General features: G+C 74.3%; 17 protein-coding genes. 9 read left to right on the forward strand and 8 right to left on the reverse strand.

Annotated features, from left to right (window positions below; all coding sequences use genetic code 11):
* Positions 1–3: 3 nt before the first annotated feature.
* From O2W16_RS16255 to sepH, 4 genes are all read right to left on the reverse strand, one after another.
* Positions 4–477, reverse strand: a complete 474-nt coding sequence (locus O2W16_RS16255; protein WP_269159856.1) for a general stress protein — start codon at positions 475–477, stop codon at positions 4–6.
* Between the two features lie 231 nt (positions 478–708).
* Positions 709–2,577, reverse strand: a complete 1,869-nt coding sequence (locus O2W16_RS16260) for an ABC transporter ATP-binding protein (RefSeq protein ID WP_269159857.1) — start codon at positions 2,575–2,577, stop codon at positions 709–711.
* A complete protein-coding gene (locus tag O2W16_RS16265) occupies positions 2,574–4,403 on the reverse strand; it encodes an ABC transporter ATP-binding protein (RefSeq protein ID WP_269159858.1) in 1,830 nt (609 codons plus the stop codon). The genes O2W16_RS16260 and O2W16_RS16265 overlap by 4 nt, the downstream gene beginning before the upstream one ends.
* Positions 4,404–4,472: 69 nt before the next feature.
* The gene (sepH, locus tag O2W16_RS16270; protein ID WP_269159859.1) at positions 4,473–5,474 is read right to left on the reverse strand and encodes a septation protein SepH; all 1,002 of its coding nucleotides are present in this window, start codon (positions 5,472–5,474) and stop codon (positions 4,473–4,475) included.
* 288 nt (positions 5,475–5,762) lie between these two features.
* On the opposite strand from sepH, the gene O2W16_RS16275 reads away from it, so the two are divergent.
* The 3 genes from O2W16_RS16275 (at position 5,763) to O2W16_RS16285 (ending at position 11,022) form a co-directional block, all read left to right on the forward strand.
* The gene (locus O2W16_RS16275) at positions 5,763–7,547 is read left to right on the forward strand and encodes an N-acetylglutaminylglutamine amidotransferase (protein WP_269159860.1); all 1,785 of its coding nucleotides are present in this window, start codon (positions 5,763–5,765) and stop codon (positions 7,545–7,547) included.
* Between the two features lie 138 nt (positions 7,548–7,685).
* A complete protein-coding gene (locus O2W16_RS16280) occupies positions 7,686–9,542 on the forward strand; it encodes a S9 family peptidase (protein WP_269159861.1) in 1,857 nt (618 codons plus the stop codon).
* Between the two features lie 7 nt (positions 9,543–9,549).
* Positions 9,550–11,022, forward strand: coding sequence for a circularly permuted type 2 ATP-grasp protein (locus O2W16_RS16285; RefSeq protein ID WP_269159862.1), 1,473 nt, complete (start codon positions 9,550–9,552; stop codon positions 11,020–11,022).
* A gap of 51 nt (positions 11,023–11,073) precedes the next feature.
* On the opposite strand, the gene serC is transcribed toward O2W16_RS16285, so the two are convergent.
* Positions 11,074–12,189, reverse strand: a complete 1,116-nt coding sequence (serC, locus tag O2W16_RS16290; RefSeq protein ID WP_269159863.1) for a phosphoserine transaminase — start codon at positions 12,187–12,189, stop codon at positions 11,074–11,076.
* 84 nt (positions 12,190–12,273) lie between these two features.
* Entirely contained in the window at positions 12,274–13,392 is a 1,119-nt protein-coding gene (locus O2W16_RS16295) for a citrate synthase 2 (protein ID WP_269159864.1), read from the reverse strand.
* A 143-nt stretch (positions 13,393–13,535) separates the two neighbouring features.
* On the opposite strand from O2W16_RS16295, the gene pdxH reads away from it, so the two are divergent.
* The 3 genes from pdxH to O2W16_RS16310 are packed head-to-tail and all read left to right on the forward strand — an operon-like array spanning position 13,536 to position 16,805.
* The gene (gene pdxH, locus O2W16_RS16300) at positions 13,536–14,183 is read left to right on the forward strand and encodes a pyridoxamine 5'-phosphate oxidase (RefSeq protein WP_269159865.1); all 648 of its coding nucleotides are present in this window, start codon (positions 13,536–13,538) and stop codon (positions 14,181–14,183) included.
* A complete protein-coding gene (locus tag O2W16_RS16305; RefSeq protein WP_269159866.1) occupies positions 14,180–15,595 on the forward strand; it encodes an MFS transporter in 1,416 nt (471 codons plus the stop codon). The genes pdxH and O2W16_RS16305 overlap by 4 nt, the downstream gene beginning before the upstream one ends.
* Positions 15,596–15,623: 28 nt before the next feature.
* The gene (locus O2W16_RS16310) at positions 15,624–16,805 is read left to right on the forward strand and encodes a glucose-1-phosphate adenylyltransferase family protein (protein WP_269159867.1); all 1,182 of its coding nucleotides are present in this window, start codon (positions 15,624–15,626) and stop codon (positions 16,803–16,805) included.
* Between the two features lie 42 nt (positions 16,806–16,847).
* Here O2W16_RS16310 and O2W16_RS16315 read toward each other — a convergent pair whose 3' ends face one another.
* Positions 16,848–17,531 (reverse strand): UdgX family uracil-DNA binding protein, encoded by a 684-nt coding sequence (locus O2W16_RS16315; protein ID WP_269159868.1) that lies wholly within the window; start codon positions 17,529–17,531, stop codon positions 16,848–16,850.
* Positions 17,532–17,671: 140 nt separating this feature from the next.
* On the opposite strand from O2W16_RS16315, the gene O2W16_RS16320 reads away from it, so the two are divergent.
* Both O2W16_RS16320 and O2W16_RS16325 read left to right on the forward strand, forming a co-directional pair.
* A complete protein-coding gene (locus tag O2W16_RS16320) occupies positions 17,672–18,580 on the forward strand; it encodes an ABC transporter ATP-binding protein (protein ID WP_269159869.1) in 909 nt (302 codons plus the stop codon).
* Entirely contained in the window at positions 18,577–19,779 is a 1,203-nt protein-coding gene (locus O2W16_RS16325; RefSeq protein WP_269159870.1) for an ABC transporter permease, read from the forward strand. The genes O2W16_RS16320 and O2W16_RS16325 overlap by 4 nt, the downstream gene beginning before the upstream one ends.
* Positions 19,780–19,834: 55 nt before the next feature.
* Here O2W16_RS16325 and O2W16_RS16330 read toward each other — a convergent pair whose 3' ends face one another.
* Entirely contained in the window at positions 19,835–20,752 is a 918-nt protein-coding gene (locus tag O2W16_RS16330; protein WP_269159871.1) for an SMP-30/gluconolactonase/LRE family protein, read from the reverse strand.
* A 55-nt stretch (positions 20,753–20,807) separates the two neighbouring features.
* Here O2W16_RS16330 and ppc point away from each other — a divergent pair, with 55 nt between their 5' ends.
* Positions 20,808–23,627, forward strand: coding sequence for a phosphoenolpyruvate carboxylase (ppc, locus tag O2W16_RS16335; RefSeq protein ID WP_269159872.1), 2,820 nt, complete (start codon positions 20,808–20,810; stop codon positions 23,625–23,627).
* The last annotated feature ends 7 nt before the right edge of the window (positions 23,628–23,634 follow it).

Here is a 23,634-nt window from a genome sequence, read left to right on the forward strand (position 1 = left end):
GGATCAGCCGCGCAGGGAGAGCTTGGCGAGCTCGGCGCGGGCCTGCTCGGCGTGCTGCGGCGCGCACATCACGTCGTAGCGGCTGGCCACCACCTTGCTGGTGCTGGTGAAGTCGCGCTGCCCGCGGCTGGTGGAGTAGCCGACCGCCCCGAAGACCGCGCCGAAGACCAGCCCGATCAACAGGCCGGTGAGCACCGAGCCGATCCAGCCGCCGCCGTCGGCGGCGAAGATGCCCAGCAGCAGACCGACGAAGAGCCCGAACCAGGCGCCGCTGGCCGCGCCGGCGGCGATCGCCCGGCCCCAGCTGAGCCGGCCGGTGACCCGCTCGACCATCCGCAGGTCGGTGCCGATGATCGTCACGTTCTCGACCGGGAACTTCTCGTCGGAGAGGAAGTCCACCGCCCGCTGGGCCTGCTGGTAGTCCTCGTAGGACCCCACCTGGACGCCGCCGAGCGGCATGGACACCGAAGCTGACATGTCTGTCTCCGTTCCGCGCCGGCCTGCTGGCGGAGGCCGGACGTTCCGGCCACCCTTCGCATCCATCAGGACGACGACCGGCGTACTACCCGGAACGATCACCCGCGACGCCCTGTTCCTCCGGCCCCCTCCCGGGTCCCGCCGCGAGCTTGCTGGTGGTGGGTCAGGCCCCGTCCAGAGGCTCGCCCCGAGCGTGCGAGGGGTGAGGAGGACGGGGTCCTTCCCCCTTCATCAGACGAGGCTGTCGGCCCAGGCGCGGTGCAGGTCGGCGAACCGGCCGGCGCCGCCCACCAGCTCGGCGGGGGAGCCGTCCTCGACCACCCGGCCGGCCTCCATCACCAGCACCCGGTCGGCGATCTCCACCGTGGAGAGCCGGTGGGCGATGATCAGCGCCGTCCGGTCGGCCAGCAGCGTCTGCAGCGCCCGCTGGACCAGCACCTCGCTGGGCACGTCCAGGGAGCTGGTGGCCTCGTCGAGGACCAGCACCGCGGGGTCGGCGAGGAACGCCCGGGCGAAGCTGACCAGCTGGCGCTGACCGGCCGACAGCCGGCCGCCCCGCTTGGCGACCTCGGTGTCGTAGCCCTCCGGCAGCGCCCGGATGAAGGCGTCCGCCCCGATCGCCCGGGCCGCCGCCTCGATCTCGGCGCGGGTGGCGTCCGGCTTGCCGAAGGAGATGTTGTCGGCGATCGACCCGGAGAACAGGAAGCTCTCCTGGGTCACCATCACCACCGCCCGGCGCAGGTCGGCGTCGGCGAGCCGGTCCAGCGGGACGCCGTCCAGCCGCACCTGACCGGCTCCCGGGTCGTAGAACCGGGCGGCCAGCCGGGCCAGGGTCGACTTGCCCGCGCCGGTCGCCCCGACGAGCGCGACGGTCTGCCCGGCCGGGATCGTCAGGTCCAGCTGCGGGAGCACGGTCGCGCCGCCGTAGCCGAACCGGACGCCGTCGAAGACGACCTCCCCGGCGGTGGGCGAGGGCAGCGGCAGCGGATCGGCCGGCTCTGGCACGCTGGAGCGCTCCTCCAGGACGCCGGACAGCTTCTCCAGCGCCGCACTCGCCGACTGGTAGCTGTTGTAGAACATCGCGATGTCCTGCAGCGGGTCGAAGAAGCGGCGCAGGTAGACCAGGAACGACAGCAGGAAGCCGACCTCCAGGTCGCCGTCCATCACCCGCACCGCGCCGTAGCCGAGCACCGCGACGGTGACCAGGTTGCCGATCATGGTCACCGTCGGCACGAAGACGGCGATCAGCCAGAAGGCGCGGTGGTGGGCCTGCCGGTTGGCCTCGTTCAGCTCGGCGTGCAGGCCGTCGTTGCGCGGCTCCCGGCGGAACGCCTGCACCGCCCGGATGCCGCCGAAGGTCTCGGTGAACTGCACGATCAGCGCGGCGATGCTCTGCCGGGTGCGCCGGTAGGCCACCGTGGAGCTGCGCTGGAACCAGCGGCCGACGAGGTACAGCGCCGGGAGGCCGAGCAGCGCGACCAGGCCCAGGGGCAGGTCGAGCACCAACATCAGGACGCCGATGGACACCACGCTGAACAGGGCGGTGAGCAGCCCGTCGAGCCCCTCGTCCAGCAGCTCGGCGAGCGCCTCGACGTCGCTGGTGAGCCGGCTGATCGTCTTGCCGGACGTGTACCGCTCGTGGAAGGACAGCGGGAGCCCCTGGACATGGGTGAACACCCGCCGCCGCAGGGTGAGCAGCACCGCCTGGCCGACCCGCCCGGAGCCGATGAGGAACCGGTAGCGCAGTGCGGCGTCCAGCACGGCCGCGGCGACCATGGCCGCCGTGATCCAGACCAGCGGCCAGGGGTCACCGTCCAGCAGCGCCGGGACGGCGACGTCGATGCCGATCCCGATCAGCAGCGGGCCGGCCAGCCAGGCCAGGTTCTGCACGACGATCACGGCCAGCAGCTGCCACAGCACCCGCCGGTGGGGGCGCAGCAGCTCGCCGAGCAGTCGCCGGGAGCGGCCGCGCAGGAAGGAGCTGGCGGAGGTGTCGAGGTCGTCGGCGTCCTCGCCGGCCACGCCTCGCCAGTCGGCGTGCGCGTCGGCCGGTGCACCGGTGGTGGTGGTCACGGCTGCGCCGGTGCCCGGGGTGGTCATGGGCAGCCCACCCCGCTCAGGTCGGGATCGGCGAACCCCGGATCGGTCAGGCCGGCCAGCTCGGACTCCGAGGAGAGCAGCGCCCGGTAGGCGGGAACCTGCGCGAGCAGGTCGGTGTGCCGCCCGACGGCGGTGATCCGGCCCTCCTCCAGCAGGGCCACCCGGTCGGCGAGCAGCACGGTCGACGCCCGGTGGGCGACCACCAGGGCGGTCGTCTCGGCGAGCACCTCGCGCAGCGCGCGCTCGACCAGCGCCTCGGTGTGCACGTCGAGGGCGGACAGCGGGTCGTCGAGCACCAGCACCGACGGCCGGCCGAGCACCGCTCGGGCCAGCGCCAGCCGCTGCCGTTGTCCGCCGGACAGCGACAGGCCCTGCTCGCCGATCCGGGTGTCCAGGCCCCAGGGGAGGTCGTGCACGAAGTCGGCCTGGGCCACCCGCAGCGCCTCGGCGACGTCCGCGTCCCCGGCGTCCGGCCGGCCCAGCGTGACGTTCTCCCGGACGCTCATCGAGAACAGCGTCGCCTCCTCGAACGCCGTGGCCACGACGGTGCGCAGCTGGGCGAGCGGGAGGTCGCGGACGTCGTGCCCGTCGAGGGTGACCCGACCGCCGGTGACGTCGTAGAGCCGGGCGACCAGGGCGGTCATGGTGGTCTTGCCCGACCCGGTAGCACCGACCAGCGCGATCGTCTCGCCGGGCTCGACCTCGAGGTCGACGTCGGTGAGCACCGGGTCGCCGGCGCCGGGGAAGCGGAACCCGACGTGCTCGAAGCGCAACCGGGCCGGCGTTCCCACCGCGGCGGGCCGGGCGCCGGGGGAGTCGGTGACGGTCAGCGGGGCGTCGAGCAGCTCGCCGATCCGGTCACAGGCGCTGGCCGTCTCCTGGGCCTGGGCGAGCAGGAAGCCCAGGGAGAGGATCGGCCACAGCAGCACGGTGAACAGCGCGACGAAGCCGATCAGCCCGCCGACGGTCAGGGCACCACTGCTGACCGCCAGCGACCCGCCCACCAGGATCACCGCCAGGGTGATCTGGGGCTGGAACTCGAACAGGCACCAGATCAGCGCCAGGGTGCGGACCTTGCCCAGTTCCAGGTCGCGCAGCCGCAGGGCCTTGCGGTCGTAGCGGCCGAAGACCATCCCGCTGCGGCCGAGGGACTTGACCACCCGGATGCCCTGGACCGCCTCCTCCACGTCGGTGGCCAGCTCGCCCTGCTCGTCCTGCACCAGCCGCGACTCGGCGTTGTACCGCTTCTCCCACCGCAGCCCGAAGAAGACCAGCGGCAGGGTCGTGGCCAGCACCGCGACGCCCAGCGGCCAGTAGGTGACCACCAGCAGCACGCCGACGACGACGCAGGTGAGCAGGTTGACGATCAGGAAGACGGCGCCGAAGCCGACGAAGCGCCGGATGGTGGAGACGTCGGAGGTGGCCCGGGACAGCAGCTGACCGGAGGACCAGTGGTCGTGGAAGGCCACCGGCAGCCGCTGCAGCCGCTGGTACAGGGTGTCGCGGAGGTCACGCTCGATCTGCAGGCTGCTGATGTTCATCGCCCAGCGGCGCAGGAAGAACAGGGCTGCCTCGGCGACGCCGAAGAGCAGCGCCAGGGCGAGCAGCGGGATCAGGGCGGAACGGTCGCCGCGGGCGATCGGCCCCTCGACGATGGCCGGCGTGAGCAGCGGGACGGCCAGCTGGGCGAGGGTGGCGAGCAGTGCGCCGGTGAAGGTGAGCGCGATGAGCCCGCGGTAGGGGCGGGCGAAGGGCAGCAGCCGGGTGAGCGCGGAGAGCCGGCCCCGGGTGTCATCGGCGGCGGCAGCGGCGGCGGACTCGGTCATGGCCGGGTCAGGCTATGCCGGGGCACCGACGGGGACGAACGGATTACGGGCCGAGCCGATCCGCCGGGCTCAACGGTTCCGGCGGACCCCGAAGACGATGTCCTCCCAGGCGGGGATGCGGGCGCGCGGGTCCTCGGTCTCGCCGTCGAGCAAGCTGCCCAGCACCGCGGTGTCCTGGCTGTCGGGGTCGACGGCGTCGTAGGCGCTGCGACGCGGCGGCCCGTCGGCCGGGTGCTCCTCGCCGGGGAGGGCGACGTCGTCCTCGGGCACCTCGTCGACGGGGAGCGGGTCGACGGGGAGCGGGTCGACGGGGAGCGGGTCCGCGGTGACCGCCTCCGGCGCCTCGTCGTCCGTCTCGGTGTCCTGCTCGGCGCCGTCGTCACCGGCCGCCTCGACCTCGACGTCCTCCTCGTCGCGGAGCACGGAGATCCCCCGGCGGGAGACCGGCGCGGCGGGCAGGCCGGCCGGGACGTCGGGGACCACCCGGACCAGCCGGGTGCCCTCGGCGAAGTCCATCGTCGTGGCGTCGACCGGGGTCACGGTGCGGGCGGGCAGGTCGTAGCTCCAGCGGGTGCTGCCGGACTTGGCGCCGGCCTCCCAGTCCGCCTGCACCTGCCAGGTGCCGTCCTCCGCGCGATGGGCGTCCCAGCGGACGGCCTCCAGGTCGGCGCCGAGCAGCCGCAGCCGCTCGGACATGAACTGCTCCAGGGGCACGCTGGGGGTGCCCTCGGACAGTCGCACCCGGGCGCCGCGGGCCTGCTCGGCCACCCGGGCGCGCTCCTGCAGCACCGGGTGGGCGAAGCGCATGATCCGCTCGACCCGGGTGCCGGAGGCGTGCGCCACCTGCTCGGGGGTCTCGCCGGCCCGGATCCGGGCCTGGATGACCCGCGGGGGCAGGTCGTGGGCCACCTGGGCCGGGGGCTGGGCCGGGGCGCCGGCACGCAGCAGCTGCCGCAGCCGGTCGTCCACGGGCAGCTCGAAGCGCTCGTCGTCGGTGGAGTCGGGCGCATCCGCGGCGAGCACCAGGTGCGCGCCGTCCTCGGAGAGCGCCACGAGGCGCAGTGAGCGCATGGGAGCGACCTCCAGGAGGGTTCGGCGCGGTTCGCAGACCGACGCAACGCTAACGGCGCACCCGCGGGCCTGCGCCGCCGACACGCCCGGTACGGCGCGTCGGCTCGACAGCGGCGCCCGAGACCGCCACGTGCTCACCGGGAGGCCCGGTCGCCGCGCCCCGCCGCACCGACCAGAATGGACACTTCGGCAGCCGGTGGACCCGCTCGGCCACGTGCCGAGGGGGACGGCGGGACAGCGAACCGGCGCAGCGCGGCGCCGCACCACAGGAACAGGGGAGGGGCGCACGTGTGCGGCATCTCGGGTGAGGTCCGGTTCGACGGCGGGGTCGCCGACATGGCGGCGGTCAGCGCCATGTGCGACCAGTTGCAGCGGCGGGGGCCGGACGGCTCCGGCGGCTGGCAGGCCGGGCCGGTCGCGCTCGGGCACCGGCGCCTGAAGATCATCGACCTGACCGACGCCGGCGCCCAGCCGATGGTCGACGCGGAGCTCGGGCTGACGATGGTCTTCAACGGGATCATCTACAACTACAAGGAGCTGCGCGCCGAGCTGCAGGGCGCCGGCTACCGCTTCTTCTCCACCTCCGACACCGAGGTGGTGCTCAAGGCCTATCACCGGTGGGGTGCGGCCTGCGTCGAGCGGTTCCTGGGGATGTTCGCCTTCGCGGTCGTTGAGCGGGACTCCGGCCGGGTGGTCCTGGCCCGCGACCGCTTCGGGATCAAGCCGCTGTACCTCAGCCGCGGGCCGGGCCGGGTGCGGTTCGCCTCCTCGCTGCCCGCGCTGGTGCGCGCCGGGGGCGTGGACACCAGCATCGACCCGGTCGCGCTGCACCACTACATGTCCTTCCACGCCGTCGTCCCGGCGCCGCGGACGATCCTGGCCGGCGTGGGCAAGCTGCCGCCGGCCACGGTGCGCACCTACGAGGCCGACGGCCGGGAGTCCGACTGGGAGTACTGGCGCCCGGTGCACGAGCGGCGGGCCGAGTTCGCCGGCCTCGATGCGGTCGAGTGGCAGGAGCGGGTGCTGGAGCAGCTGCGCGTGGCGGTGCGCCGGCGGATGGTCGCCGACGTCCCGGTGGGCGTGCTGCTGTCCGGGGGCATCGACTCCAGTCTCGTCGTCGGCCTGCTGGCCGAGGAGGGGCAGAAGGGCCTGGCCACGTTCTCCATCGGCTTCGAGGCCGTGGGCGAGCGGTCCGGTGACGAGTTCGCGTACTCCGACGTGGTCGCCGAGACCTTCGGCACCGACCACCACCGGCTGATGGTGCCCAGCGCCGACGTGCACGCCGGCCTGGACGGTGCGGTCGCGGCGATGAGCGAGCCGCAGGTCAGCCACGACGCGGTCGCCTTCTACCTGCTCTCCCAGCAGGTCAGCCAGCACGTCAAGGTGGTGCAGAGCGGCCAGGGTGCCGACGAGGTGATGGCCGGTTACGACTGGTACCCGCCGCTGGACGGCGTCCCGGCTGAGGCGGCCGTCGACGCCTACGCGCGGGTCTTCGTCGACCGGCCGCACGCCGAGCTGGCCACCCAGCTCGGCGAGCGCTGGATGGTGACCGACGACGTCAGCCGGGCCCTGATCGCCGAGCACTTCGCCCGGCCGGGTGCGGAGACCACGCTGGACAAGGCGCTGCGGCTGGACTCGACGATCATGCTGGTCGACGACCCGGTCAAGCGGGTCGACAACATGACGATGGCCTGGGGCCTGGAGGCCCGCGTGCCGTTCCTGGACCACGAGTTCGTGGAGCTGGCCGCCGCCGTCCCGCCGGAGCTCAAGCTGGCCCACGGTGGGAAGGGCGTGCTCAAGGACGCCGCCCGCGCGGTCATCCCCGCCGACGTGATCGACCGGCCCAAGGGCTACTTCCCGGTGCCGGCGATCACCGACCTGCACGGTGACTACCTGGAGACGGTGCGCGCGGCGCTGCACGCACCGGAGGCCCGGGAACGCGGCCTGTTCCGCACCGACTACGTGGCACGGCTGCTCGCCGACCCGAACAGCCACCGCACCACGCTGGGCGCCAACCAGCTGTGGCAGGTCGGGCTGCTGGAGCTGTGGCTGCAGCGGCACGGCATCCGCTGACCTGAGGTGGCCGCGCTCACGGCGCGGCGTGGAACAGCACCACGGGGGCATCTGCTGCACTCGGGGACGACGGACGGCGTGGTCCCGGCGACGTGACCCCGCCGCGCCGACCCACCGATCCCCGACCGAGGAGGTGCCATGACCGACGTGCTGCGCGAGGCGGGGCTCCCCACGGAGGTCCGCCTCGCCGTCGCCGAGATCGCCGGCGTGTCAGGCGCCTGGTGCCCCAGCCTGGCGCCGACGGGGGATCGGGTGGCCTACGTCAGCGACCGCTCCGGCGTCCCCCGGCTGGAGGTCGCGGCACTGGACCAGCACACCCCGCCCGCCGTGCTGTCCGGTGCCGAGGAGGAGGTCGTCTCGGTCGCGTGGTCGCCGGACGGCGAGTGGCTGGCCTACCTGGTGAGCCCCGGCGGCTCCATCTGTGCGCAGCTGTGGGCCGTGCGGCCCGACGGCACCGACCGGCACCTGGTGGCCGGGCAGGACCCACGCGCCACCGTGTTCGCCGGCGGGTGGACCGCAGGCGGCCACTACGTCTGCTCGATCGCCCCCGGTGACGGCCCGGGCGCCGACGTCGTCCTGGTCGACGTGGTCAGCGGCGCCCACCGCACCCTGGCCACCGGCGGCTTCCTCGCCGTCACCGCGGTCTCCGCGGACGAGCGGACGGTGCTGGCCCGGCGGGGTCCGCGCGGGCACCGGCACATCGTGCTGGTCGACGTCGCCACCGGCGTCCAGCGGCGGGTCATCCCGCTCACCGACCCCGGCGGCGGCGCTTCCGAGGACGGCCGGTTCGCCCCGGACGGCTCGGCGGTCTTCCTCCGCGCCGCCCTCCCGGCGCGGCCCGGGCTGCCGCGCAGCGACCGCACGGGGCTGGTGCGCGTCCCGCTGGACGCCGATCGGCAGCCGGGCCCGGCCCAGGTGCTCCTCGCCCGCCCCGACGCGGACCTGGACTCCTACGCCGTGCGCGCCGACGGCACGGTGCTGTGCGTCTGGAACGCCGACGGGAGCACCGAGCTGGAGCTGCGGGACCTCACCGACGGCGGCCGGCTGCGTGCCGTGGCGCTGCCGCACCCGGTCATGCCCGGCTGGTCGCTCTCGGCCGACGGCGGGACGCTGCTCGCCGAGCTGACCGGCCCCACCTCCCCCCGGTCGCTGTGGTCGGTCCCGCTGGACGTCGACGGGGAGCCGGTGCCGCTGCCCAGCACGCCCCGCCACCCCGACCTGCGCCTGCTGGTCACGCCGGTCCGGCTGCGCTACGCGGCCGCCGACGGCACCGAGCTGGACGGCTGGCTCTACACCCCGCCGGGGCTGACCGGCCCCAACCGCACGGTGGTGAGCTTCCACGGTGGCCCGGAGGGGCAGGAGCGCCCGGACTACCACCCGGTGGCGCAGTCGCTGGTCGCGGTGGGGCTGACCGTCTTCGCGCCGAACGTGCGCGGTTCGGGCGGGTACGGCCGGGCCTTCATGGCCGCCGACGACCTGGGTGCACGGGAGGAGTCGTTCACCGACGTCGTCGCCACCGTCGAGCACCTGGTGGCCGAGGGGATCGCGCTGCCCGGCCGGGTCGGTGCGCACGGCTGGTCCTACGGCGGTTACCTGACGCTGGTGGCGCTCACCCGCTGGCCGGACCTGTTCGCCGCCGGCGCGACGCTGGCCGGGATGAGCGACCTGCGCACCTTCTTCGCCGGCACCGAACCGTGGATGGCGGCGGCCTCGGTCACCGAGTACGGCGACCCGGTGACCGACCGGGACATGCTGGCCGCGATCTCCCCGATGACCGCGCTGGCCCGGCTCCGGTCCCCGGTGCTGCTCACCCACGGCGACCGGGACACCAACGTGCCGGTGCTGGAGTCGATCCAGGCGCACCAGGAGCTGACCGCCCTCGGCGCCCCGGTCGAGCTCCTCCTCCTGCGGGGTGAGGGTCACACGATCGTGGGACGGGAGAACCTGCTGCACCTGTCGGAGCGGGTCGCGGAGTGGTTCGATCGCTGGCTGTGAGCCCGCGATGACCGACGCCTCCGGCGTCTTCGCGCCCTACCCCGGCTCGGCACGCGACGAGGCGGTGGGCGCAGCAGGCTCGCTCCGGCCGGCCTACCGGCCCGTGCTGCAGGTGCTCGACGGGCTCGGCCCCGGCGGGATCGGCGCGCTCGTCGACGCGGTGGCCCGGGAGCGCCGGGACCGCGGTGTGGTGGTCGGCGGCCACGTCGACGGCCGGTTGCAGGAGCGGCCGCTCCCGCTGTGCCCGGTGCCCCGCCTGCTCTCGGCCGCCGACTGGTCCTCCGTCGCCCGCGGCGCCGAGCAGCGGCACCGGGCGCTGAACGCCTTCCTCGCCGACGTCTACCGCCCGGCCGGGCGGCGGCGCACCGACCCCGACCGGCATGCCGAGGTGGTCCGTGCCGGCGTCGTGCCGGCGTGGGTGGTCGCCGCCAGCCCGGGGCTCCGCGCCTCGGCGGCCGGCCTGGCCGTGCCCGGCCAGTCGCGGGCCACCGTCTCCGGCCTGGACCTGCGGCACGGCCCCGGGGGGTGGGTGGCGGTCGCGGACGACACGTCGACGCCCTCGGGCATCGGCCACGCGATCAGCGACCGGGTCAGCGGCCGGGCCGCGCTGCCGGAGCTGCACGCCGCGGCGGAGGTCGCGGGGCTCACCGACCCGGGCGAGGCGGTGTCGCTGCTGCACGCCGCGCTGGCCGAGGCCGCCCCGCCGGCCTGCACCGGGACCCCACAGCTGGCCCTGCTCTCCGAGGGGCCGCACAGCAGCAGCTGGTTCGAGCACCGGTTGCTGGCCGCGGCGATGGACGTCCCGATCGCCACACCGGACACCCTCTGGCCGGCTCGCGGTGGGGGAGTGGCGGTCCAGGTGGGCGGGCAGCGGCTGCGGGTCGACGTCCTCCACCGTCAGCTGGACGAGGCCGGGCTGGCCGCGCACCTCACCCCCAGCGGCGCGCCGCTGGACGCGCTGCTCGGCGCCGCGGTGCGGGCCGGGGAGCTGGCGCTGGCGAACGTCCCCGGCAACGGCGTGGCCGACGGCGAGGCCACCTACCGGTACCTGCCGGAGCTGATCCGGTTCTACCTCGGCGAGGAGCCGGTGCTGGACACCGTGCGCACCTGGCTGCTGGCCGACGACGCCGACCTCGCGGAGGTGCGCGACCGGCTGCACGAGCTGGTCGTGCGGCCGGTCGACGGGTACGGCGGTTTCGGGGTGGTGGTCGGGCCACGCTGCTCGGCGGCCGAGCTCGCCGAGCTGCAGGCGGAGGTGGCGGCCACCCCGCACCGCTTCATCGCCCAGGAGCCGGTCGACGGCTCCACGGTGCCCACCGTCGTCGACGGGGCGCTGGTGCCGCGGGCCGCCGGGCTGCGGGTGTTCACCGTCGCCGGTGCCACCACCCGGGCACTGCCCGCGCCGTGGACCCGGATGGCCCTGGCCGACGGATCAGCCGTGCTGGACGGCAGCAGCAAGGACACCTGGCTGCTGCCCTGACGGACCTCGTCCTCCGCACCCTGGCGAGCCGGGGCGCGGAGGACGGGGCCGTCAGAGCTGGCCGACGACGTGGTCGATGCAGGCGGTCAGCGCGCTGACGTCGTCCGGGTCGATCGCCGGGAACATGCCCACCCGCAGCTGGTTGCGGCCCAGCTTGCGGTACGGCTCGACGTCCACGACGCCGTGCGCACGCAGCGTCGCAGCGACCAGTGCGGCGTCGACCGACTCGTCGAAGTCCACCGTGCCGACGACGAAGGAGCGCTGCTCGGGGTCGGCGACGAACGGCGAGGTGTACGAGGTCTTCTCCGCCCATCCGTAGAGCCGGCTCGAGGACTCCTCGCTCCGCGCCACGGCCCCGGAGAGCCCACCCAGGCCCAGCATCCACTCGATCTGGTCGGCCAGCAGGAACAGCGTGGCGACCGCCGGGGTGTTGTAGGTCTGGTCCTTGCCGGAGTTGTCCACGGCGATCGACAGGTCCAGGAAACCCGGGATCCAGCGGCTCGAGGCCTTGATCTCGGCCACCCGCTCCAGGGCCGCGGCCGACATCAGCGCGATCCACAGGCCGCCGTCGCTGGCGAAGGACTTCTGCGGGGCGAAGTAGTAGACGTCGGTCTGCGCGACGTCGACCGGCAGCCCGCCGGCGCCGGAGGTCGCGTCGATGAGCACCAGGGCGTCGGCGTCGATCCCCGACGGGCGGGAGACCGGCGCCATGACCCCGGTCGAGGTCTCGTTGTGCGCCCACGCGTAGGCGTCCACCCCGGCCTCGGCCTCGGGGAGCGCCAGCGAGCCGGGCGCCGCCTTGGAGATCACCGGGGCGTCCAGGAACGGCGCCTCGGCGACCCCGGAGGCGAACTTCGCGGAGAACTCGCCGTAGCTGCCGTGCGCGCTGCGCTGCCGGATCAGGCCGATCGTGGCGGCGTCCCAGAACGCCGTCGTCCCGCCGTTGCCGAGCACCACCTGGTAGCCGTCGGGCAGGTCGAAGAGCTGGGACAGGCCCTCCCGGACCCGCCTGACCAGGCCCTTCACCGGCGCCTGCCGGTGCGAGGTGCCCATCAGGCCGACCCCGGAGGTGGCCAGGGACTGCAGCGCCTCGGGGCGGACCTTGGAGGGGCCGCACCCGAAGCGGCCGTCCCGGGGGAGCAGGTCGGTGGGGATCGTGATGCTCATGGTCGTCGTCCTCCGGTCGTCTGTGTGGCCCCGGTGCAGGGGCCCGCCGCGAGCTTGCGAGTGGTGGGGGGCAGCGGGGTCCTTCTACTCGCTGATCGTCTTGGTCTGGATGGTGTCCCAGCCCTTGACGGCCTCGGGCTTGCGCGGGTCGGGCCCGATGTAGCGGGCCGACGGGCGCACCAGCCGGCCGGTGTTCTTCTGCTCCAGGATGTGGGCACACCAGCCGGCCGTGCGCGCGCAGGTGAACATCGAGGTGAACATGTGGCTGGGCACCTCCGCGAAGTCCAGCACGATGGCCGCCCAGAACTCGACGTTGGTCTCGATCGGCCGGTCGGGACGACGCTCGCGCAGCTCCTGCAGCGCCGCCTTCTCCAGGGCCAGGGCGGCCTCGAAGCGGGGTGCGCCGAGCTCCTCGGCGGCACGGCGCAGCACCCGGGCGCGGGGGTCCTCGGCGCGGTAGACGCGGTGCCCGAAGCCCATCAGCCGGTCGCCCTTGTCGAGCAGGTCCTTGACGTACCGCGTCGCGTCACCGGAGGCCTCGACGCCGTCCAGCATGTGCAGCACCCGGGAGGGGGCGCCACCGTGCAGCGGGCCGGACATCGCCCCGATCGCCCCGGACAGCGAGGCGGCGACGTCGGCGCCGGTGGAGGCGATGACCCGGGCGGTGAACGTGGAGGCGTTCATGCCGTGCTCGGCGGCCGAGGTCCAGTAGGCGTCCACGGCGGCGACGTGCCGCGGGTCGGGCTCGCCGCGCCAGCGGACCATGAACCGCTCGACGATGCTCGAGGCCTCGTCGACCCGCTTCTGCGGCACGGCCGGGATCCCGATGCCGCGGGCGGACTGCGCCACGTAGGACAGCGCCATGACCGCGGCGCGGGCCAGCTCGTCGCGGGCCTCCTCGGCGGAGATGTCCAGCAGCGGGCGGTAGCCCCAGATCGGGGTCAGCATCGCCAGCGCGGCCTGCACGTCGACCCGGACGTCGCCGGTGTGCACCGGGATCGGGAAGGGCTCGGCCGGGGGCAGGCCGGGGCCGAACTCCCCGTCGACCAGCAGCGCCCAGACGTTGCCGAAGGTGACCTTCCCGACCAGGTCCTCGATGTCGACGCCGCGGTAGCGCAGCGCCCCACCGTCCTTGTCCGGCTCCGCGATGGTGGTCTCGAAGGCGATGACGCCCTCCAGGCCCGGTACGAAGTCGTCGGCCATCTCGCATGCTCCTCTGCGCGCGGGTGGGGACGGACGCTGGTCAGCGCACGACGAGCCTCAACTTAGGGGCTGGCCGACCCCGGGGTGCACCCCGGCTCCCGGCCAGCGGGCGGTGCGCGCTGCAACGGTGACAGCATGGGCCGGTGGCCGACCTGATCCGCATGCGCAGGGACTACGACGACGGCGGCTTCGGCGAGGAGGGGCTCGCAGCCACCTGGGTCGAGCAGTTCGACCGCTGGTTCGCCGACGCCGTCACCGCCGAGCTGCCCGAGCCCAACGCCATGGTGGTGGCCACCGCGGACGCCGACGGCATGCCCGACGCCCGCGTCGTGCTGATGAAGGGCTACGACGTCGACGGGTTCGTCTTCGGCACCAACTACGCCTCGGCCAAGGCCGCCCAGCTCGCTGTCAACCCCCGGGCGGCGCTGGTCTTCCCCTGGCACGCCCAGCAGCGGCAGGTCCGGGTCTCCGGTGCCGTCGAACGGATCGGGCCGACGGCCTCGGACCTGCTCTGGGACCCGCGGCCCCGCGGCTCGCAGCTGGCCGCCGCCGCCTCGATCCAGTCGACGGTGGTGGAGTCCCGCGACCTGCTGCGGACCCGGGTGGCCGAGCTGGACGCCCAGACCCCGCCCGGGCAGCTGCCGCGCCCGGAGAACTGGGGCGGCTACCGGGTGCTGCCCGAGCGGGTGGAGTTCTGGCAGGGCGGCCATGACCGCCTGCACGACCGGCTGGTGTTCGTGCGCGATGACGAGGAAGGCGGCGGCTGGTTCGTGCAGCGCCTCGCCCCGTGACGGACCCGAACCACCCAGACCACCAAAATGGCCATTTTGGTGGTGGCGTGGAGCCGGTGGATCCGGTCGAGGGCGGACTGTCGGTGGAGCAGCCGCAGCCGGTGACCCGTCGGCGCGGCTGGGCGCTGGACACCACGCCGCTGCGCAACCGCGCCTACCGCCGGGTCTTCGGCGGCGTCGCGGTCACGATGCTCGGCCAGCAGATGACGCTGGTCGCCGTCCCGTACCAGGTCTACGAGCTGACCGGCTCCTCGCTGATGGTCGGGCTCACCTCGGTGGTCGCGCTGGTGCCGCTGGTCGTGTTCGGACTGCTCGGCGGGGCGATCGCCGACGCCATGGACCGCCGCGTGCTGATGCTGATCAGCTCGACGGGTGCCGCGGTCACCAGTGCGCTGCTGGCCGTGCAGGCGCTGCTGCCCGGGGACGGGCACATCAGCGTGCTGTGGCTGCTGGCCGCCGCCGTCTCCGCGTTCGCCGCGGTCAACCAGCCGGCGCGCAGTGCGGTGATCCCGGCGCTGGTCGGGCCGGAGCAGGTCGCCGCGGCCAACGCACTGGCGATGACGGTGCGCCAGGCGGGCGTGGTCGTCGGGCCGCTGCTGGCCGGTCTGCTGATCGGCCTGGGCGACCTCTCGATCGTCTACACGATCGACGCGATCGGCTTCGTCGCCGCCGTCCTGCTGCTGCGCGGGCTGCCGCCGCTGCCGCCGGAGGGCGTCTCCGGCCCGCTGCGGCTCGGCGCAGCCGTGCGCGGGGTGGGGGAGGGCTTCGCCTTCCTGCGCACCCAGCCGGTGCTGCTGATGACCTTCGTCGTCGACCTCATCGCGATGCTGTTCGCCTGGCCGCAGGCGGTCTTCCCCGAGCTGTCCCAGACGGTCTACCGCGGCGACGCGAACAGTCTGGGCTGGCTGTTCGCCGGGGTGTCGATCGGCTCGCTGCTGATGGGGCTGACCTCCGGCTGGGTGAGCCGGGTCGACCGGCAGGGTGCCGTCGTGCTGGCCGCCATCGCCGTGTGGGGCGTGGCGATCATCGGGTTCGGACTCGCCTCGACGCTCTGGCTGGCGGTGCTCTGCCTCGCCGTCGCCGGCGCCGGCGACATGGTCAGCGCGGTGCTGCGCTCGGCGATGCTGCAGACGGCGGCACCGGACGAGATGCGCGGCCGGATGCAGGGCGTGTTCATCGTGGTCGTGGCCGGCGGGCCGCGGCTGGGCGACCTGCGCGCCGGCCTGATGGCCAGCAGCGTCGGGGTCACCGCGGCGATGGTCTCCGGCGGGGTGGTGATCGTGGTCGCCATGGCGGTCGTGGCCGTCGCGGTCCCGTCGTTCTGGCTGTTCCGGGCGTCCCGGGCCGACGAGGTGGCCCGGGCCGCCCGCCGCCGGCTGGCCGAGGAGCACGCCGCGCCGCCGGAGGGGTGAGCCGCCGGCGGGCGGGTAGGTGCCGGGCATGGCGCTCCCGCGGGTCCTCGTCCTCGTCCTCGCCGGTGGGAAGGGCAGCCGGCTGGAGCTGCTGACCGAGACCCGGGCCAAGCCCGCCGTCCCGTTCGCCGGCGTCTACCGGCTCATCGACTTCCCGCTGTCCAACTGCGAGCACTCCCAGATCCCCGACGTGTGGGTGTCCGAGCAGTACCAGCCGCAGTCGGTGAACGAGCACCTGGCCGGCGGCCGCCCGTGGGACCTGGACCGCACCACCGGCGGGCTGCTGATGCTGCCGCCGTTCCAGGGCAGCGAGCGCGGCGGCTTCACCATGGGCACCGCCGACGGGCTCTGGCGGCAGGCCGAGCTCATCCGGCAGTTCGGCGCCGACGCCCTCGTGGTGGTCAGCTCCGACGCCGTCTACAAGCTCGACTACCGCGCCGTCGTCGACGCCCACCTGGGCTCCGGCGCGGAGGTCACGATGGTGACCACCGAGGTCGAGCCGGACGACGCCGCCCGGTACGGCATCGTCCGGACCGCGGACGACGGGAAGGTCACCGACTACGCCTACAAGCCCGACGAGCCGGCGACGACGACCGCCACCAACGAGGTCTTCGTGTTCTCCCCGGAGGAGACCCTCGACCGGCTCGAGGCGATCCAGGACCAGGTGGGCGAGGACGGCCTGGAGGACCTGGGCACCCACCTGCTGCCGGCGCAGACGAAGGACGGCCTGGCCCGGGCGTACCCACTGGACGGCTACTGGCGGGACGTCGGCACGGTCGAGTCCTACTGGGAGGCGCACCGGGAGTTCCGCTGCGAGGAGCCGCCGATCGACCTGGACGAGGCGAGCTGGCCGATCCACACCCGCGGCGGCCGGCACAGCGCCGCGCGACTGCTGCGCGGGGCGGTGGTCGAGGACACCCTGGTCTCCGGGGGCACCCGGGTGGCCGGGGAGGTCCGCGGCTCGGTGCTGTCGCCCGGGGTGATCGTCGAGGCGGGGGCGACCGTCATCGACTCGGTGCTGCTGCCGGGCGCCCGGGTGCGCGCCGGGGCCACCGTCACCCGCACCGTCCTGGACGACGGGGTGACGGTGGGGGAGCGGGCCACGGTCGGCGGGGACGGCGCGATCACCCTGGTCGGCCGGCGGGCGACGGTCGAGGCCGGGACCGAGCTCTCCGCCGGGGCCCGCCACCCCGAGCCCGAGGAGGACTGACACCCGGGGGGCCAAGATCGCGACTCTGGCCCCGCTCGGATGTCAGGCGAGGGCGTGGGCGACGGTCCGGAGGTCGGTCACGAGGGCGTCGTAGGCGGCGGCCCGGGCGTCGTCCGGCGTCCGGAGCACGGCCGAGGGGTGCGTCGTGGCGAGCACCCAGGTCTGGTGCGGGGTGTCCTCGTCCTGGTCGGCGTCGGGGAGCGCCGCCTCCGCAGCGCGGACGCCCGGTGGGGTCCACGGGAGCAGTTGGCCGTGCTCGCGGGTGATCCGGAACGACGGTGAGATCAGCGCCTTGGCCGCCACCGCGCCCAGGCAGACCACCACCTCCGGCTGGAGGACGGCGAACTCCGCCTCCAGCCACGGGCGGCAGGCCATCAGGTGCTCGGCCCCCGGGGACTGGTGGATCCGGCGCTTGGGGGTCGGCTTGAACCGGAAGTGCTTCACCGCGTTCGTCACGTAGGCGTCGCGCCGGTCGATGCCGGCATCGGTCAGCGCCCGGTCCAGCAGCTTCCCGGCCGGGCCGACGAACGGCTCGCCGGTGCGGTCCTCCTGGTCGCCGGGCTGCTCGCCGACGAAGACGACCCGCGCCGTCTCCGGGCCCTCGCCGAAGACCGTCTGGGTGGCCGGCTCACCGAGCTCGCACGCCCGGCAGCCGGCCGCCGCTTCCCGCAGCCCGGCCAGGCCCACGCCGCTGGGCACCGGGGCGGGGTGGTTGCGTTCGCTCATGGGTCGATGACACCCGACCGGGGGCGCCACCGCAGCCCGAGATCAGCTGTTCACTTGACGATCTGGAAAGTGATGCGCCAGGCTCCCACTCGTTGCGGATGGCAAGTGGCTGCCCGCACACGACGGACACCGGAGGAGCAGTGCTCGAGTTCGACGGCCTGTACAAGGCCTACGGCAGCAACCAGGTGCTCGAGGGGGTGACCTTCACCGTGGCCCCGGGCCAGATGTTCGGCTTCTGCGGGTCCAACGGGGCGGGGAAGACCACCACGATGCGGATCGCCATGGGGCTCGCGCGCGCCGACGCCGGGGAGGTCCGCTGGTCGGGCCGGCCGGTCGACGAGATCGTCCGTCGCCGGATCGGCTACATGCCCGAGGAGCGGGGCCTCTACCCGAAGATGAAGGTCGGTGAGCAGCTGAGCTACTTCGCCCGGCTGCACGGTCTGGACGCCCGCGCCGCCGGTCGCGCCGCCGAGCACTGGGCCGAGCGGCTCGGTCTGGGGGAGCGGCGCGGCGACCGGGTGGAGAAGCTGTCGCTGGGCAACCAGCAGCGCGTGCAGCTGGCCGCGGCCCTGGTCAGCGAGCCCGACGTGCTGATCCTCGACGAGCCGTTCTCCGGGCTGGACCCGGTGGGCGTCGACTCGCTGGCCGAGGCGCTGCTCGAGCAGTGCCGGCGCGGGGTGCCCGTCGTCTTCTCCAGTCACCAGCTGGACCTGGTGGAGCGGCTGTGCGACGCGGTCGGCATCCTCGCCCGCGGCAAGATCGTCGCCAGCGGCACGGTCGACGAGCTGCGTTCCGCGGCCGCCGGCCGGCAGCTGCGCGTCGTCGCCCCGGACGCGCCGGCCGGCTGGGCCGCTGCCGTCCCCGGCGTGCGGGTGGTCTCCGAGCAGCGCGGCGACACCGTGCTGGAGCTCGCCCCCGGCGCCGACGACCAGCAGGTGCTCGCCGCCGCCCTGGCCACCGGCCGGGTCGCCCACTTCGCCTGGCGGGAGCCGACCCTGGTCGAGCTCTTCCGGCACGCCGTCACCGACACCCGGGAGGTGGCGGCATGACCGCCCCCGCGTCCAGCGACATCACGCCGCACAGCCCGGCCCAGCTGGTCCGGCTGGTGGCCGGCCGGGAGATCTCCACCCGGATCCGGGACAAGGGCTTCCTGATCAGCTCCGCGGTGCTGATCCTGCTGATCGTCGGCCTGATGGTCTTCCAGGTGCTCATCGGCGGCGGGGAGTCGACCAGCCGGATCGGCCTGGTCGGCGGCGACCAGGCCGTCGAGCAGGTGCTGCAGCAGCAGGGCCAGGCGCTGGACACCGAGGTGACGGTCGTCCAGCTGGCCGACGAGGACGCCGCCCGCACCGCCGTGGCGGAGGAGGACGTCGACGCCGCGCTGCTGGACCCGACCGGCAGCCGCCCCGAGCTCCTGGTGCAGACCGCGGGCGGGAGCGCCGAGGACCTCGTGCAGAGCGCCCTGGCAGCCCTCTCGGTGGCCGACCAGCTCAGCGAGGCCGGGGTGCAGCTCGACCCCGCCCCGGAGGTCGACGTCGTCGCCCTGGAGGGCGCCGAGGACGACCGCTCGCAGGCCACGATCGTCGCCCTGCTCGGGGTGGGGCTGCTGTACTTCCTCTTCATCCTCTTCGGGCAGTTCGTCGCGCAGGGCGTCGTCGAGGAGAAGTCGAGCCGGGTGGTCGAGCTGCTCCTGGCCACCATGCGCCCGTGGCAGCTGCTCGCCGGGAAGATCATCGGCCTGGGGGCGCTCGGGCTGCTGCAGACCGCGGTGATCGCCGTGGTCGGGGTCGCCGGGGCGCTCGCCTTCGACGTCATCGACCTGCCGGGGCAGCTGATCGGCACCGTGCTCAACGTGCTGGCCTGGTTCGTGATCGGCTACGCCTTCTACGCCGCGGTGTTCGCCGTGGCCGCCTCGCTGGTCAGCCGGCAGGAGGACCTGGGCAGCGTGCTGACGCCGACGACCATCCTGCTGGTGGTCGGGTTCGTCATCGCCCTGCAGGCCGCCCAGGACCCGGGCAGCACGATGGCCACGGTGACCTCCTACGTCCCGGGCCTGTCCCCGATGGTGATGCCGGTGCGGCAGGCCGCGGGCGAGGCCGCGTGGTGGGAGGTCGGGCTCGCCGTCCTGCTGATGGTCCTGGCGATCGCCGTCATCGTCCGGATCGGTGGGCGGATCTACGCCGGTGCACTGCTCCGCACCGGTGGCCGGCTGAAGCTGCGCGAGGCCCTGGCCGCCGAGAAGGCCTGACGCCGCTGTCCGCCCCGGGTCAGCTCACCCGACCCGGGGCGGGACGGCGGGGCGGTCAGCGCTGGCGCAGGCCGCTGAGCGGGCCGCGGTAGGCGTGCGCCGGCGGGCCGCTCACGCCGGGCCGCACGGTGAACAGCCGGCCGGCGTCGGGTTGGGCGGCCCGGGTGGCGTCGTCCATCCCGTGCACCGACGTGCTGATCGCCAGCAGGTCGCCGGCGAACGCGCAGCTGGTGGTGTTCTGCGCGTCCACCTCGACGACCGTGAGCAACTCGCCCTCGGGGGACCAGCGCCGCACCTGCGCGCCGCCCCACAGCGCCGTCCAGAGGCAGCCCTCGTCGTCCACGGTGAGGCCGTCGGCGACGCCGTCGGGGTCCTCGCTGAAGTCCAGCAGCACCCGGCGCTGCCCGAAGGCGCCGGTGTCCAGGTCGTAGTCGAAGGCCCAGACGACCTGCTGCCCGGAGTCGGAGAGGTACACCGTGCGGTCGTCGGGCGACCAGCCCAGTCCGTTGGAGATGGTGAGACCGTCGAGCACGGTGCTGACCGTGCCGTCCAGGTCGAGCCGGTAGAGGCTGCCGGCCCCGGGCTGCTCGTCGAAGGCCATGGTGCCGGCGAAGAACCGGCCGGCCCGGTCGCAGGCGCCGTCGTTCATCCGGGTGCCGCCGGCGGACTCCGAGCCACCCTCCCCGGCCAGCTCGATGAGGACCTCCGCGGTGCCGTCGGCGGCCAGTCGGGTGAAGCCCGCCCCGGCGCCCAGCAGCCAGCCCCCGGCGGCCGCCGGGGCGACGAAGCCCACCGTCGCACCGCCGCGGTGCTCGGCCACCGGGACGACGTCGTCCCCGCTGACGGTGCCGCGGCGGACGAGCCCCGCGGTGATGTCCACCCAGAGCAGCTCCTGGGCGGCGGCGTCCCAGATCGGGCCCTCTCCGTGCTCGGCCGGGACGGGGCTGGTGGGTGTCGCCTGCAGTCGGATCACCCGCCCATCCTCCCCGGGACACCGGGCCGTCACACCGGTTGCGGATACTGCCCCCGTGTCCGAAGCCACCGTCGACGTTGCCGACCTGCGCCCCTCCGGGGGTCCCACCGACCCGGACGACCGCACCGACGAGCCCTTGCGGGCCGACATCCGACTGCTGGGCCGGGTCCTCGGGGAGGTGATCGGGGAGCAGGCCGGCGCCGACGTGCTGGAACTGGTCGAGGCCACCAGGGTCGAGGCGTTCCGGATCCGGCGCTCCGAGGTGGGCCGCTCCGAGCTCGCCGACCGCCTGGCCCAGCTCGACCTGCACGAGGCCAACCACGTGGTGCGGGCGTTCAGCCACTTCTCGCTGCTGGCCAACATCGCCGAGGACGTGCACCACGAGCGCCGCCGCCGGCACCACCGGCGGGAGGGCTCACCCCCGCAGAAGGGGAGCCTGGCGGCGTCGCTGGACCTGCTGGACGAGGCAGGCCTCGACGGCGACGTGGTGGCCCGGGAACTGGCCGGGGCGCTCGTCGTCCCGGTGGTCACCGCGCACCCGACCGAGGTGCGCCGCCGGACGATCTCCCAGGTGCAGCAGCAGGTGACCGACCTGATCCGACAGCGCGACGACGCCGGGCCGTACGGGATCGACGAGCGGGCCTGGGCGGCGCACCTGTCCCGCGAGGTGCTCACCCTCTGGCAGACGGCGCTGCTGAGGCTGTCCCGGCTGCGGCTGGCCGACGAGATCGACGAGGCGCTGCGCTACTACGACCTGTCGCTGTTCGAGGTCGTCCCGGCGATCAACACCGAGCTCCGCCAGGCCCTGCGCGCGCGCTGGCCGGACGCCGACCTGCTCGCCACCCCGATGCTGCAGCCCGGTTCCTGGATCGGCGGTGACCGCGACGGCAACCCGTTCGTCACCGCCGACGCCGTCCGCCGGGCCACCACCCGGCAAGCGGAGACGGCGCTGCGCCACCACCTCGCCGAGCTGATCTGCCTGGCCGACGAGCTGTCGATGTCCGACCGGCTGGTGACGCCCACCGACGAGCTGTACGCCCTGGCCGAGGCCTCCGGCGACGACTCCCCGTTCCGCGGCGACGAGCCCTACCGGCGCGCGCTGCGCGGGGTCTACCGGCGGCTGGCTGCGACCGCGCGGCGGGTGCTCGGCGCGGTGCCGGGGGAGGAGCCGGACGTCGACCTGCCGCCCTACGCCCTCCCCGAGGAGCTGATCGCCGACCTCGCCACGGTCGACGCCTCGCTGCGCAGCCACGGGGCCGGTGCGCTGGCCGACGACCGGCTGGCCCGGCTGCGCGACGCGGTGGAGGTCTTCGGCTTCCACCTGTGCGGGCTGGACATGCGGCAGAACTCCGCGGTGCACGAAGAGGTGCTGGGCGAGCTGCTGGCCTGGGCCGGGGTGTGCGAGGACTACGCGGCGCTGGACGAGGCCGCCCGGGTCGAGCTGCTCACCGGCGAGTTGCAGCTGCGCCGGCCGCTGGTGCGCCCGGGCGCCGAGCTCTCCGAGCTGGCCCGCGGCGAGCTGGACCTGCTGGTGGCGGCCGCCGAGCAGGTGGCGCTGCTCGGCCCGCGGGCGATCCCGAACTACGTGATCAGCATGTGCGAGTCGGTCAGCGACGTGCTGGAGGTCGCCGTCCTGCTCAAGGAGGTCGGGCTGCTCGACCCGGGCCCCCTGACTCCGGACGGTGGGGTCGGTCCCACCTGCTCGGTGGGCATCTCCCCGCTGTTCGAGACGATCGGTGACCTGCAGGCCGCCGGCACGATCCTGGCCGCGATGCTGGACCAGCCGCTGTACCGGGCGCTGGTGGCCAACCGCGGCGACGACCAGGAGGTGATGCTCGGTTACAGCGACAGCAACAAGGACGGTGGCTACCTGGCCGCCAACTGGGCGCTGTACCGGGCCGAGCTGGCGCTGGTCGAGGTCGCCCGCGCCAACGGGATCCGGCTGCGGCTGTTCCACGGCCGCGGCGGCACCGTCGGCCGGGGAGGCGGCCCCAGCTACGAGGCGATCCGGGCGCAGCCGCCCGGCTCGGTCGCCGGGGCGCTGCGGATCACCGAGCAGGGCGAGGTGATCGCGGCCAAGTACGCCTCACCCGACCTGGCCCGCCGGAACCTGGAGGCGCTGGTCGCGGCCACCCTGGAGTCGACGCTGCTGGACATCGAGGGCCTCGGTGCGGACGCCGAGGAGGTCTACGCGCTGCTGGACGACCTGGCGGCGCGGGCGCAGGGCGCCTACCGGGCGCTGGTGCACGAGACGCCGGGCTTCGTCGAGTGGTTCCGCGCCGCGACCCCGATCCGGGAGCTGGCGGAGCTGAACATCGGCAGCCGGCCGCCGTCCCGCAAGGCCGGGGACAAGATCGCCGACCTGCGGGCGATCCCGTGGGTGTTCAGCTGGTCGCAGGCCCGGATCATGCTGCCCGGCTGGTACGGCACCGGGACGGCCCTGGAGTCGTGGGTCGACGGCTCGCCGGAGCGGCTGGCCCAGCTGCAGGACCTGCACACGCGGTGGCCGTTCTTCCGCACCGTGCTGTCCAACATGGGCATGGTGCTGGCCAAGACCGACCTGGAGCTGGCCGCCCGGTACGCCGAGCTCGTGCCCGACGCGGAGCTGCGCGACCGGGTGTTCAGCCAGATCACCGCCGAGCACGAGCGGACGGTGCGGATGCTGCTGGCGGTCACCGGCGACGAGCAGCTGCTGGCCGACAACCCGTCGCTGGCCCGGTCGATCCGCAACCGGTTCCCCTACCTGGAGCCGCTGCACCACCTGCAGGTCGAGATGCTGTGCCGCCGCCGCGAGGGGGACGACGACGAGCTGGTGCGCCGCTGCATCCAGCTGAGCGTCAACGGCGTCGCCACCGCGCTGCGCAACTCCGGCTGAGCTGGTC

It is taken from the genome of Modestobacter sp. VKM Ac-2984 (genome assembly GCF_026967985.1).
Taxonomy (GTDB): Bacteria; Actinomycetota; Actinomycetes; order Mycobacteriales; family Geodermatophilaceae; genus Modestobacter.